Source organism: Xinfangfangia pollutisoli, from assembly GCF_020179405.1.
GTDB classification, from domain to species: domain Bacteria; phylum Pseudomonadota; class Alphaproteobacteria; order Rhodobacterales; family Rhodobacteraceae; genus Pseudogemmobacter; species Pseudogemmobacter pollutisoli.
This window is the reverse complement of sequence record NZ_JAICBZ010000025.1, coordinates 1-12,316: the sequence shown is the minus strand read 5'-3', so window position 1 is coordinate 12,316 and position 12,316 is coordinate 1. Positions and strand designations below refer to the sequence as shown.

The window sequence follows — 12,316 nt, the reverse complement described above, 5'->3', positions numbered from 1 at the left end:
AGGCGCGGGAGCGGCGCCTGCCCCGGTTGCGGCCCCGTCACAGGCGGGGCCGTCGGTTCGGGATCAGTTCGGCGGCAGGATCGCCTTGATCGTCTGCTTGCCGTCCTTCACTTCGACGAAGAAGCTTTCGCGCGACATCTCGCCGTTTTCGTCCCAGCTGACATCCATCAGCACGCCGGGGCATTCGGCGGCGGTCAGGGTCAGCCCATGCATCGCATCGGCCAGCGCCTGGCTGTCGACCTTGCCGTTCTTCTCGGTCACGCATTTGATCGCATAGGCCGCGGTATAGCCTTTGATCGCGTTGTGATCGGGGGTGTATTTGAACTTCTCGGTGAACTTGGTGACCATTTCCTGCACGGCCGGAATGTCGGCCGCCGCGGTCAGGCCGACATGGCCCATCGCGCCATTGGCGGCATCGCCCGCAAGCTCGATCACCTTGGCGCCGATCAGCGTGGTCTCGCCGATCAGGGGCAGGCCGATCGACTGTTTCTGCGCCTCGCGCAGGAAGCGGGCCGATTCCTCTTCGGTCACATAGACGAAGACCGCATCGGCGCCCGAGTTCTTGGCCTTCAGCACATCGGCCGAGAAATCGGTCTGCGCCTGTTCGGTCGGGATGTCGGCGACGATCTCGATGCCGAAATTGCCGATCTCGTCCAGGAAGGCCGAATGGCCGCCCTTGCCGAATTCGGTATTCGCCCAGACGACGGCGACCTTCTTGATCCCCATTTCCTCGGCCATGTACTTGGTCATCTTCGGAATGCCCTTCTGCGATCCGAAGGCGGTGCGGAAGATGTAGGGGTTGTTCATCTGGGTGATCTTCGGCGCTTCCGAGCCGGTGAATTGCGGGATGCCGGCCTGTTGGGCCACCAGCATGTTCACGATGGTCGAGGACGAGAACACCGTGCCGGTGATGGCATAGACGCCGTCGTCGATCGCCTTCTGCACCATGGCGCGGCTGACCTGCGGATCGGTCTGGCTGTCATATTCGGTGATCGCCACCTGCTCGCCCAGGATCCCGCCGGCGGCGTTGATCTCTTCGAAGGCCATATGCACGCCGTCACGGAAATTGGTGCCGGATGCGGCGCCCGCGCCCGACAGTTCGACGATCGAGCCAATCTTGATTTCGGCCAGGGCCGAGGTGGCGGTCAGGGCCAGCGCCAGCGCGGCCGTTCCCAGTAGGGTCTTGAACATTCTTTCCTCCCATGTTCGCCGGAGTTCTTTCCGGCGCGCGCGGCCATCCGGCAACCGCTGCGGCCCGGGCCCCGCCTGACGGCGGCGCCACATCCTCCCATCCGGTCGCGGTCCCCTCAGACCTCGACCTTGCGTGTCCCCATCAGCAGTTCCGCCAGCAGCAGCGCCTGCGCGTCGAACATTCCCGACCCGGGCATGGTCGCGCAACCCTTGGCGCGCGCCGCCGCAATCAGCGGGGGTACGGCGGGGCGGGTGACGACATCGGCCACGAATTGATCGGCGGTCAGCAGATCGACCTGAACCGGCAGCGGATCGCCCTCGCGCATGCCCAGGGGCGTGGCATTGGCCACCAGCGCAAAGCCGCGCGGATCGGTGCCGCCGATGCGGACCTTGCCGGGGAAATCCTTGTCCAGCCGCGCGATCAGGCTGTCGCGCCGGGCCGTGTCGATATCGTGCAGCGCCAGGCTGGAGGCGCCGCGGGCCAGGATCTCGTAAGCGATGGCCGAGCCGGCGCCGCCGGTGCCCACCAGAAGCGCGGGCTTGCCCGCCACGTCAAAGCCTTCGGCGGCGATGCCGTCCAGATAGCCATGGCCATCGGTTGCGTCGCCGATCCAGCCCTCGCCGTCGCGGATCATGATATTGACCGCGCCCGAGGCCCGGGCGCGGGCCGTCGCCTTGGCGCAGAAGGCCAGGCAGGGCACCTTATGCGGCACGGTGACAATGATGCCGTCACAATTGCGCATGGTCCGCGCCTGGGTCAGCCAGGCCGCCAGATCCTCGGGCTGGATGTCGACGGGCACGACCATGCCGTTGAAGCCGCGATCGGCCATGATCTGGCTGAGCGAGGCGGGGGATTTCACCTGTCCGATCGGATGGCCGAGGATCGGGAAGATCCGGGTCTCGCCGTCAATGCGCAACGGGGCGGTCATGCTGCGACATATCCTGAATCGCGTTCAGCATCCGCGCCGCGACGGGCAGGGGCCTTGGGGCTGTAAAGGCTGCTTCGGGTCATGGTTTCCTCGCTCCTGTTGCAAGCTGACACAACAAAATTGACATTGATAATGCAAAATTCAGCAGAAACGATAACTGCCTGATTATGCATTCTCGGCCTGTTCGCCCCATGTCGCCCCGGACCCCGCCGGATGAGCATGGGTGGCGGGCTTCTGCAACAAAGTTGAACTGAATTCCAGAATTAAATTGCATTCCTTATCGACCGGCCGTTATCCTTGCCCCAAGGCGCAGGGAGGCCGTTGGAAACATGTCGACACGTCTGGAAGTTGCGGTCATCGGCGCGGGCGCCATCGGGCGAACGCATGTCGAGACGCTGGCGCGCATGCAGGGCATGCATCTGGCGGCGCTGGTCGATCCGACGCCGGCGGCGCGGGCCTATGCCGACTCGCTGTCGGTGCCCTGCCTTCCCGATGCCCAGTCGCTGATCGCCGCGGGCCTGGCGCAAGCCGCCATCGTCGCCACGCCGAACGAAACCCATCTGCCGATCGCGGCCGCCCTGCTGCGCGCGGGCCTGCCGGTGCTGCTGGAAAAGCCGGTGGCGGAAAGCCTGGACTCGGCGCTGCAATTGATTGCGGTGGCGCGGGAAACCGGCGTGCCGCTGCTGGTTGGTCATCACCGACGCCACAACCCGATCATCCAGGCCGCCCGCGCGGCGGTGGCCAATGGTGAAATCGGCGATCTGGTCATGGCGACGGTCACTTGTAGCCTGGCCAAGCCCGACAGTTATTTCCAGGCCGAATGGCGGCGCAGCCCCGGTGCAGGCGGGCCCCTGCTGATCAATCTGGTGCATGAGATCGACCTGCTGCGCCACATCTTCGGCGAGATCGCCTTCGTCCAGGCTGTGGCCTCGAACGCCCGTCGGGGCTTTGCGGTCGAGGATACCGCCGCGGTCTGCCTGGGCTTTGCCGCGGGCGGGCTGGCGACGCTGTGCATTTCCGATGCCGCAACCGGGCCCTGGGCCTGGGATCTGTCGGCGGGCGAGAATCCGGCGCGTTTTCCGGCCCATCCGGTGCAGGCCCATCTTTATGCGGGCACCAAGGCTGGCCTGTCGCTGCCCGATCTGACGCTCTGGCAGCCCCCCGGCACGCCGGACTGGACCGTGCCCCTGGCCCCGCGCCGGATCGAGATCGCGCCGGGCGATCCCTATGCCGCGCAGCTGTCGCATTTCGCCGATCTGATCCGGGCTGGCGGCAGGCCGCTGGTCTCGGCCCGCGATGCCACGGCCAATCTGATCGTTCTGGATGCGATCCGCAGCGCCGCAGCCACGGGTCAAAGGGTCGCCATTGACCTTTCGCCGCTGGGTCCCGAAACCTGAAGCAGGTTCAAAAGCGGAAGTCGGGTCATGAGCAGCGTCATTGAGAAATCCCTCGCCATCGTCGAACTGCTGGTCGGTCATCCGACCGGCCTGCCGGTCTCGGCCATCGCGGCGGCGACGGATCAGCCGGCCAGCGGCGTGCATCGCACGCTGCAGGAACTGGCGCGGCTGGGCTATGTGCGCCAGCTGCACCAGCAGGGCGATTACGCGCTGACGATCAAGCTGCCGGCGATGGGCCTGGGCTTTCTGGGCCGGGCCGGGATCACCGATATCGCCCAGCCGGTGCTGGATGCGCTGGCGGCCGACAGTGGCGAGCTGATCCGGCTTTCGGTCATTGACGGCGACAATCTGATCTGGGTCGCGGTGGCCCAGGGGGCGACACGCGGGCTGCGCTATGACCCCGGTCAGGAACAGGGCGTGGTCGTCCACCTGGCCAGCTCGGCCGGCGGCAAGGCCTGGCTTGCCTCGATGAGCGATGAAGAGGCGCTGGTGCGCGTGGGCGCCCAGGGGCTGATGCGGCAGGCCGACGGGCAGGGCCAGAACGCGCCGCGCAGCCTGGCCTTGCTGATCGAGCAGCTGGCCGAGGCGCGGGCGCGCGGCTATGCGACCGCGGTCGACAGCTATATCGCCGGCATGGCCGCCATGGCGGTGCCGGTGCGCTATGAGGGCGAAGGCCCGGTGCTGGGCTGCCTGTCGATTGCCGGCCCGGCGGTGCGGATGACCGCGCAGCGCATGTCGGAACTTGCGCCGCTTCTGCAGCAGGCGGCCGCCGAACTGGGCGCAGCCGCGGCCGGATCGCGGTTCTTTGCAGCCAATCTGCGGGCCCTTGACGGCCTGACTGACCGAAAAAGCGCATGATGCGGGGGCCGTTCCACAGGGCCGCCGCTGGAAAGCGGGGGTGAATGGAACGGCAGGACAGCCGCGTCCTTGACTGTGACGTGCTGGTGATCGGATCGGGCGCGCCGGGGCTGACCGCCGCGGTGACGGCCGCGGAATTCGGGCTGAAGGTGATCGTGGCCGAGAAGGCCGCGGTCTTCGGCGGCACTTCGGCCTGGTCGGGGGGCTGGCTGTGGATTCCGCGCAATCCCCTGGCGCAAGAGGCGGGCATTGACGAGCCGCCGGAAGACCCGATGCGCTATCTGCAAGCGGAACTGGGCAACCGCGCCGGCGATCCGCGCCTGCCGGTCTTCCTTGAAATGAGCCCGCGCATGGTGCGGTTCCTGCGCGACCGCGCCGGGATGCGCTGGATCGATGGCAACCGGATTCCCGATTTCCATGAAACGCCCGGGGCCGGGAAGGGCGGGCGGTCGGTCTCGGTCGAGCCGTTCGACGGCCGCGCCCTGGGCCCCTGGATCAAGAAGCTGCGGCCTCCGCTGGAAGTGGTCAGCCTTTGGGGCGCCGGGATCGGGCCTGCCGCCGATATGCGCCAGTTCTTCGATGCGACGCGCAAGCCCAGGGCCGCCGCCTATGTGGCGCGGCGGGTGCTGGCGATCTGGCGCGACCGGCTGATCCATGGCCGGCCGATGCGGCTGGCCAATGGCAATGCGCTGGTGGCGCGGCTGATGCGGGCGGCGCTGGACCGGGGCGTCACGCTTCTGGACAGTGCGCCGGCGGTGGGGCTGGTCGGCGAGACGGGGCGGGTCACCGGCGCCCGGCTGGCAACGGCGGGGGGCGAGGTGCTGGTCCGGGCGGCGCGGGGCGTGGTTCTGGCCTCGGGCGGGTTCCCGCATGATCCGCAGCGCCTGGCCGATTGGGCCGGGGCGGCGGGCGGGCGCGACCATGCCTCGGCCGCGCCGCGCACGAATACCGGCGACGGGCTGCGGCTGGCCGAAGCGGCAGGCGCGGCCACCGATGGGGCGCTGGCTTGGAACACGGCCATGGCCCCAGTCTCGCTTGTGCCGCAGAAAGATGGCCCGCCAGCGCATTTCCCGCATCTGGTCGAGCGCGCCAAGCCCGGGATCATCGCCGTCACGCCGCAGGGCCAGCGCTTCGTGTCCGAGGCCGACAGCTATCACGGCTTCATGCAGGCACTGATCGCCGCCACCCCGCCCGGGCAAAAGCCCCGATGCTGGCTGATCGCTGACCACAAGGCGCAGCGGCGCTGGGGGCTGGGCTGGGCCAAGCCCTTCCCCTTCCCGCTGGGCCGCGCGCTGCGCGCGGGCTATCTGAAACGCGGCCGGACCATTGCCGACCTGGCCCGTGCCTGCGCCATTCCGGCGGCCACGCTTGAGGCGACCATCGCCCGCTTCAACCAAGGCGCCGCGCAGGGCCGCGACCCCGACTTCCACCGGGGCGAAAGCGCCTATAACCGCGTGCAGGGCGATGCCGCGCATGGGCCCAACCCCTCGCTTGCGCCCTTGACCCGCGGGCCCTTCTACGCGGTGCAGATCGTGCCCGGCAGCCTGGGCACTTTCGCGGGGTTGCAGACCGATCCCGCCGCCCGGGTGCTGACACAAGGCGGCGCGCCGATCCCGGGCCTGTTCGCGGTCGGGGCCGACATGGCCTCGATCATGGGCGGCCATTATCCCGCCGGGGGCATCACCCTGGGCCCCGGCATGACCTTCGGCCATATTGCCGGCCTTGTCCTGGCCGGCCAGCCCGTTGCGGGCCTGACAGAAAGGAAAGACACATGAGCTATTATGAACTGTCCACGCTGGACACGGTGATCTTCGGCGCCGGCAAGGCCAGCCCCGGCATCGAGGCCTGGGTCGGCGCCGGCAAGGGCCGCCTGCTGGGCGCCTGGGGCACCGATATCGGCAGCCTGAACCGCGTCTTCCTGCTGCGCGGCTTCGACACGCTGGCCGAGATGATGGACGAACGCGAGCGCGCCCTGCGCAGCGACAACCCCTTCGGCTGCACGGAACTTCTGACCCGGCTGACGATGGAAAGCTACCGCGCCTTCGACTTCCTGCCGCCGGTCGAACCCGGCAGCTTCGGTCCGGTCTATGAATTCCGCACCTACAAGACCAAGATCAACGGCATCATGCCCACCATGGGCAAATGGGCCGAGGCCGTCCCCCCGCGTGAGGCCTATTCCAAGCTGACCGTCGCCATGTACGGGCTGGATGGCGAGCCGCGCGTGACCCAGATCTGGCCCTATGCCAGCCTGGCCGCCCGGGCCGAGGCGCGGGCGAAATCGGTGGCCGATGGCAAATGGCCGCCCAAGGGCGGGCCCGACTGGCTGTCGCCCGAGATGACCAGCCAGATCGCGCTGCCTCTTCCCTTCTCGCCCTTGAAGTGACTGCCATGGCCCATCCGATCTCGCTTGCTTTCCTGACCACTTTCGATGTCGGCCCGGTCGAGGCCGTGCGCATCGCGGCGCAAACCGGCTATCAGATGGTCGGCCTGCGCATCCTGCCCGCCGCCGCCAGCGGCGAGCCGGACTATCCGCTGCTGACCGACGACGCCGTGCTGGCCGAGGTGCTGGCCGCGCTGGACGAAACCGGCGTGACGGTCGGCGATGTGGAAATCATCCGGCTGAAGGCGGAAAACGACTGGGGCCTGTTCGACCGCTTCCTTGACCGCTGCGCCGCCCTGAAGGCGCGGCATATCCTGGTGGCGGGCGATGACACCGATCGCGCGCGGCTGACCGACAGTTTCGCCCGTTTTGCCGGGCTGGCCGCGCCGCGCGGGCTGACCGCCGATCTGGAATTCATGCCCTGGACGGCGGTGCCCGACCTGACCGCCGCGGCTGCGATTGTCGAGGCCGCGGGGGCGCCGAATGGCGGCGTGCTGGTCGATGCGCTGCATTACGACCGATCCTCCACCACGCTGGACCAGATCGCCGCCCTGCCGCGTGCCCGGGCGAATTACGTGCAGTTCTGCGATGGTGCCGTGCCCTATGACCCGTCGGACGAGGGCCTGATCCGCATCGCCCGCGGCGAGCGGCTTTTCCCCGGCGAGGGCGGCATCGACCTGATCGGGCTGGCGCGGGCGATGCCCGAAGGCGTGACGGTCAGCGTCGAGGTGCCGCATCGCGCGCTGGCGCAAAAGCTGGATCCGCTGGCCCGGGCCGAAATGGCGCTGTCGGCGACCAAGGGCATCCTGCGGGCGGCGGGGCGGGCCTGATCAGGCCGTCTCGCCCGCGCGCGGCATCGCCGCTCCGATCTCGCGCGTGACCTCTTCCAGGGTGGCCAGACCCGGCGCCGCAGCGCTTTGGCGCCGGGTGATGCCGACCGCGCCCGACAGGAACCGCGCGCCCAGCTTGATCTCGTGGATCAGCCCGCGTTCCAGCTCTTCGATGATCACCCCGCGCGAGATGAACCACAGCGCGTCCGAGGCCAGGCAGATGCCGCGCCCCACCGCCAGCGACACGGTTTCCACCGCGGGCACGATGCCGAACAGGCCCAGCGAGGCCAGATAGTCATCGACCGGCCGGCGGATCAGCGCCGTCGCGGGCGGCAGGATCAGCGGCACCGAGGCCAGCGCCTCGGCCGGGGGGCGACCGGCCAGCGGGTGGCCGGTGCGGCCGACCAGCACGACATCCTCTTCATACAGATGTTCGAAGCTGAGCCCCGGCATCTCCGACACATCGGGCAGGCGGCCGATCATCAGGTCGATCCGGCCTTCGCGCAGCAGGCGGATCAGATGGTGATGCGGGCCGGTTTCCACCTTCAGCAGGATCTCGGGGCGCAGCGCGCGAAAGCGCAGCACCACGGCGGGAAAGACCCGCGTGGCGGCCGTGGGCAAGACCCCCACCCGCAGCGATCCGCCGCTGCCCGGGCGCAGCGCCGCCGCCCCGGCCTCCAGCGCCTCCAGCGCCTGGGCGGCATGGCGGCGGAAGATCCGCCCGCTCTCGGTCAGGACCAGCCGCCGTCCCTGACGCAGGAACAGCGGCTGGGCCAGCAGGTCCTCCAGCTCGGCCAGGGTGCGCGACAGCGCGGGCTGGGTGATGCCCTGCGCGCGCGCCACCACCGACAGGCCGCCTTCCGCCGCAATGTCCAGAAAAGCCCGGATATGCCGCAGCTTGACCCCCGGGTGCATAACCGAGCGCTTATCCATTCTGGTCCACTTTGCATTATCCAAACAGAATTCGACGTGCCAGATTATGGAAGAGTGGAGGAAGCCATGCAAGTTCTGACCCGCCCCTGGGGGGCGATGCATTGCCAGGTCGATGGGCCCGCAGACGGGATTGCGGTGGTTTTCGCCAATTCGCTGGGCACCGATCTGCGGCTGTGGGATCCGGTTCTGCCGCGCCTGCCGGGCGTGCGGGCGATCCGCTTCGACAAGCGCGGCCATGGCCTGTCCGACCTGTCGGGGCCGCATGACATCCACGATCTTGCCGCCGATGCCGCGGCCCTGATCGAGACCTTTGCCGATGGTCCGGTGATCTTCGTCGGCCTGTCGGTCGGCGGCGCCATCGGCCAGGCGCTGGCGGCCACGCGACCCGATCTTCTGCGCGCGCTGGTCCTGTCGAACACCGCGCCGAAGATGGGCACGGCCGAGGCCTGGCAGGCGCGCATCGCCGCCATCCGCGCCGGAGGTCTGGCCGCGATCACCGATGCGGTGATGGAGCGCTGGTTCGCCCCGGCCTTCCGCGCGACGCCGGAATTCGCGCTGTGGCGGACCATGTTCCTGCGCTGCGATCCGCAGGGCTATATCGACACTTGCGGCGTCCTTGCCGGCTGCGACCTGACCGGATCGACCGCCGGCCTGCGCCTGCCGGTGCAAGTGATCGCCGGCGGGGCCGACGGCGCCTCGCCCCCCGATCTGGTGCGCGCGACGGCCGGGCTGATCGCCGGCGCCCGCTACGATGAAATTCCCGGCGCGGGCCATCTGCCCTGCGTCGAGACCCCCGATGCCTGGGCCGCGCTGGTCGCCCCTTTCCTGCAGGAGCATGCCTGATGAACGACACTTATTCCGCCGGCATGGCAACCCGCCGCAGCGTGCTGGGCGAGGCGCATGTGAACCGCGCCGAGGCCGACAAGACCAATTTCGACGCGCCCTATCAGGCGCTGATCACCGAAGCCGCCTGGGGCCATGTCTGGTCGCGCAAGACGATTCCGCCGCGCGAAAGGTCGATGCTGACCATCGCGCTGCTGGCGGGACTGGGCAATGATCACGAACTGGCCATGCATATCCGCGCCACGGCCAATACCGGCGCCTCGCCGGATGACATTCTGGAAGTCATGCTGCATGTCGCGATCTATGCCGGCGTGCCGCGGGCCAATCACGCGATCAAGATCGCCAAAGAGACCTTCGCCCAGATGAAGGCCGAGGAGGAGGGACAGAAGTGACCAAACCGAATTCCGTCGACCGCGGGCCGCTGTTCTTCCGCGACCGCGACTGGCATCCGGCCGCCTATACGCCGGGCTACAAGACCTCGATGACCCGCGCGCCGCATCGCGCGCTGGTGGCCATGGGCTCGACCCTGTCCGAGGAAACCGGCCCCGCCTTCGGCCATTCGATGATCGGAGAGCTGGACAACAATCTGGTGATGAACTTCACCGGCCAGCCCGCGATTGGCGAGCGGATCATCATGCATGGCCGCGTGCTGGATGAAAACGGCCGCGGCGTGCCGGGCGTGCTGGTCGAGATGTGGCAGGCCAATGCGGGCGGCCGCTACCGGCACAAGAAGGATGGCTATCTGGCGCCCTTGGACCCGAATTTCGGCGGCTGCGGCCGCACACTGACCGGGCCGGATGGCAGCTATGAATTCCTGACCGTGCGCCCCGGCGCCTATCCCTGGCCCAACCATGTGAACAACTGGCGGCCGATGCATATCCACTGGTCGATCTTCGGCTCGGGTTTCGGCCAGCGGCTGATCACCCAGAACTATTTCCAGGGCGATCCGCTGATCGACCTGTGCCCGATCGTCAACACGATCGGCAAGCAAGAGGCGATCGACGTTCTGGTCGCGGCGCTGGACATGAACCGGGCGATTCCGATGGATTGCCTGGCCTACAAGTTCGACATCGTGCTGCGCGGCCGGCGCCAGTCGTTCTTCGAGAACCGCAAGGAGGGCATGTGATGGTGCAGCGCCTCGACTATCTGAAGGAAACCCCCTCGCAGACCGCCGGGCCCTATGTGCATATCGGGCTGGTGCCCAATGCGCTGGGCAATCCGGGCATCTATCCCGAAGATCTGGGCCGGTCCCCGATCCTGCCGGGTGCCAAGGGTGAGCCGATCACCCTGACCGGCCGCGTGATCGACGGGGCGGGCATGATCCTGCGCGATGCGCTGTTCGAATCCTGGCAGGCCGATGCGGCAGGGATCTATCCGGGCAACGACCCGCGCGGCACGGCCGATCCGAAGGTGACCGGCTGGGCGCGGGTGGCGGCCGATTTCGACAGCGGCATCTGGCGGCTCGACACGATCAAGCCGGGCCGCGTGCCCTTTCCCGATGGCCGGCTGATGGCGCCGCATATCGCGGTCTGGCTGGTGGCGCGCGGCATCAATCTGGGCCTGCAGACCCGGATCTATTTCGAGGACGAAGCCGAAGCCAATGCGCAATGCCCGGTGCTGGCGCGGATCGAACATGTCGAGCGCCGCGCCACGCTTCTGGCCCGCAAGACCGGCCCCGGCGCCTATGAGATCGACTTCCGCCTGCAGGGCGAAGGCGAAACCGTCTTCTTCGACATGTGACCGAAGCGCGAAGGGGGCAAAGCGGCTTTCCCCTTCCTTTCGGCTTCACTACGTTCAGGGGCCCGGGGCAGACATTCCCCGGGCTTGCCGCAAGACCAAAGGCCCGCCATGCCCGCATCTCCTGCCGACAGCGCCCTGTATCGGGGCCTGTTCTCCGATGACGAAACCGCCGCCCTGTTCTCCGACAGCGCCGAGATCCGCGCCATGCTGCTGGTCGAAGGCGCGCTGGCGCGGGTGCAGGGCCGGCTGGGCCTGATCCCGGAAACCGCCGCGGCCTTCATCGACCGCGCCGCGCGCGAGGTGCAGATCGACCCGGCCGGGCTGGCAGCGGGGGCGGCGGCCGATGGCGTGCCGGTGCCTGCGCTGGTTGCGGCCTTCCGCAAGGCGATGGCAGCGCCCGAACACGCGCAATATCTGCATTGGGGCGCCACTTCGCAGGATATCGTCGAGACGGCGCAGAACCTGCGGCTGCGCCGGCTGGTTGAAATCTGGGACGGCAGGCTTCTGGCGCTGGCGCAGGCGCTGGGCCGGCTGGCGCAGGAGCATGCCGATCTGCCGATGGCCGCGCGCACCTATGGCCAGGCCGCGACGCCCACCAGTTTTGGTGCCGTGGTGGCGGGCTGGGGCCATCCGATCCTGCGCCACCGGGCGCGGCTGGCCGCGCTGGCCCCCGATCTGGCGCTGGTCTCGCTGGGGGGGGCTGCCGGCACGCTGTCGGCCATGGGCCCCGAAGGCCCGGCCGTGCGCGCCGGTCTGGCCCAGGCGCTGGGCCTGGGCGATCCGGGCCACAGCTGGCATGCCGAGCGCGACCGGATCGGCGCCTTCGGGGCATGGATGGCGGGGCTTTGCGCGAGCCTGGGCAAGATGGCCGAGGATCTGATCCTGATGGCCCAGTCCGGCATCGGCGAGATCACCATCGCGGGCGCCGGCGGGTCCTCGACCATGCCGCAGAAGCAGAACCCGGTCGGGCCCTCGGTCCTGGTGGCGCTGTCGCGCCAGGTCACGGCGCTGGCCGCGGCGCTGACCGGGGCGGGGCTGCACCGCCAGCAGCGCGATGGCGCGGCCTGGTTCGTCGAATGGCTGACGCTGCCGCAGCTGTGCATCTCGACCGGGCGGGCGCTGGCGCTGGCCGTGCAGCTGGCGGGCCGGATCGCGCCGGTGCCGGCGGCGATGGCGCGCAATCTCGATGATGGCAGCGGGCTGATCCATGCTGAG

At 68.7% G+C, this 12,316-nt stretch carries 13 protein-coding genes; 10 read left to right on the top strand and 3 right to left on the bottom strand.

The window, feature by feature from the left end:
- Positions 1–63: 63 nt before the first annotated feature.
- Complete coding sequence (locus tag K1Y73_RS09660) at positions 64–1,191, bottom strand: ABC transporter substrate-binding protein (protein ID WP_225028085.1); 1,128 nt, start codon at positions 1,189–1,191, stop codon at positions 64–66.
- 116 nt (positions 1,192–1,307) lie between these two features.
- Positions 1,308–2,120, bottom strand: coding sequence for a shikimate dehydrogenase family protein (locus K1Y73_RS09655; RefSeq protein WP_225028084.1), 813 nt, complete (start codon positions 2,118–2,120; stop codon positions 1,308–1,310).
- A 329-nt stretch (positions 2,121–2,449) separates the two neighbouring features.
- Here K1Y73_RS09655 and K1Y73_RS09650 point away from each other — a divergent pair, with 329 nt between their 5' ends.
- The 5 genes from K1Y73_RS09650 to K1Y73_RS09630 are packed head-to-tail and all read left to right on the top strand — an operon-like array spanning position 2,450 to position 7,585.
- A complete protein-coding gene (locus K1Y73_RS09650; RefSeq protein WP_225028083.1) occupies positions 2,450–3,517 on the top strand; it encodes a Gfo/Idh/MocA family protein in 1,068 nt (355 codons plus the stop codon).
- Between the two features lie 27 nt (positions 3,518–3,544).
- Positions 3,545–4,375 carry an IclR family transcriptional regulator gene (locus K1Y73_RS09645; RefSeq protein ID WP_225028082.1) on the top strand — a complete coding sequence of 277 codons (831 nt, stop codon included), beginning with the start codon at positions 3,545–3,547 and terminating at the stop codon, positions 4,373–4,375.
- A 44-nt stretch (positions 4,376–4,419) separates the two neighbouring features.
- On the top strand, positions 4,420–6,150 hold the full coding sequence (locus K1Y73_RS09640) for an FAD-dependent oxidoreductase (RefSeq protein ID WP_225028081.1): 1,731 nt from the start codon (positions 4,420–4,422) through the stop codon (positions 6,148–6,150).
- On the top strand, positions 6,147–6,758 hold the full coding sequence (locus K1Y73_RS09635) for an NIPSNAP family protein (RefSeq protein ID WP_225028080.1): 612 nt from the start codon (positions 6,147–6,149) through the stop codon (positions 6,756–6,758). The genes K1Y73_RS09640 and K1Y73_RS09635 overlap by 4 nt, the downstream gene beginning before the upstream one ends.
- Positions 6,759–6,763: 5 nt before the next feature.
- Positions 6,764–7,585: a sugar phosphate isomerase/epimerase family protein gene (locus tag K1Y73_RS09630; protein WP_225028079.1), complete on the top strand. Its 822-nt coding sequence runs from the start codon at positions 6,764–6,766 to the stop codon at positions 7,583–7,585.
- Here the strand turns inward: K1Y73_RS09630 and K1Y73_RS09625 are convergent, their stop codons facing one another.
- Complete coding sequence (locus tag K1Y73_RS09625; protein WP_225028078.1) at positions 7,586–8,518, bottom strand: LysR substrate-binding domain-containing protein; 933 nt, start codon at positions 8,516–8,518, stop codon at positions 7,586–7,588.
- A 66-nt stretch (positions 8,519–8,584) separates the two neighbouring features.
- Here K1Y73_RS09625 and pcaD point away from each other — a divergent pair, with 66 nt between their 5' ends.
- From pcaD to K1Y73_RS09600, 5 genes are all read left to right on the top strand, one after another.
- Positions 8,585–9,361, top strand: a complete 777-nt coding sequence (gene pcaD, locus K1Y73_RS09620) for a 3-oxoadipate enol-lactonase (protein WP_225028077.1) — start codon at positions 8,585–8,587, stop codon at positions 9,359–9,361.
- Complete coding sequence (gene pcaC / locus K1Y73_RS09615) at positions 9,361–9,753, top strand: 4-carboxymuconolactone decarboxylase (RefSeq protein ID WP_225028076.1); 393 nt, start codon at positions 9,361–9,363, stop codon at positions 9,751–9,753. The genes pcaD and pcaC overlap by 1 nt, the downstream gene beginning before the upstream one ends.
- Positions 9,750–10,487: a protocatechuate 3,4-dioxygenase subunit beta gene (pcaH, locus tag K1Y73_RS09610; RefSeq protein WP_225028075.1), complete on the top strand. Its 738-nt coding sequence runs from the start codon at positions 9,750–9,752 to the stop codon at positions 10,485–10,487. Before pcaC ends, pcaH begins: the two co-directional genes overlap by 4 nt.
- Positions 10,487–11,101 carry a protocatechuate 3,4-dioxygenase subunit alpha gene (pcaG, locus tag K1Y73_RS09605; RefSeq protein WP_225028074.1) on the top strand — a complete coding sequence of 205 codons (615 nt, stop codon included), beginning with the start codon at positions 10,487–10,489 and terminating at the stop codon, positions 11,099–11,101. The genes pcaH and pcaG overlap by 1 nt, the downstream gene beginning before the upstream one ends.
- A gap of 108 nt (positions 11,102–11,209) precedes the next feature.
- A partial coding sequence (locus K1Y73_RS09600) for a lyase family protein (RefSeq protein ID WP_225028073.1) occupies positions 11,210–12,316 on the top strand: 1,107 nt, incomplete at its 3' end.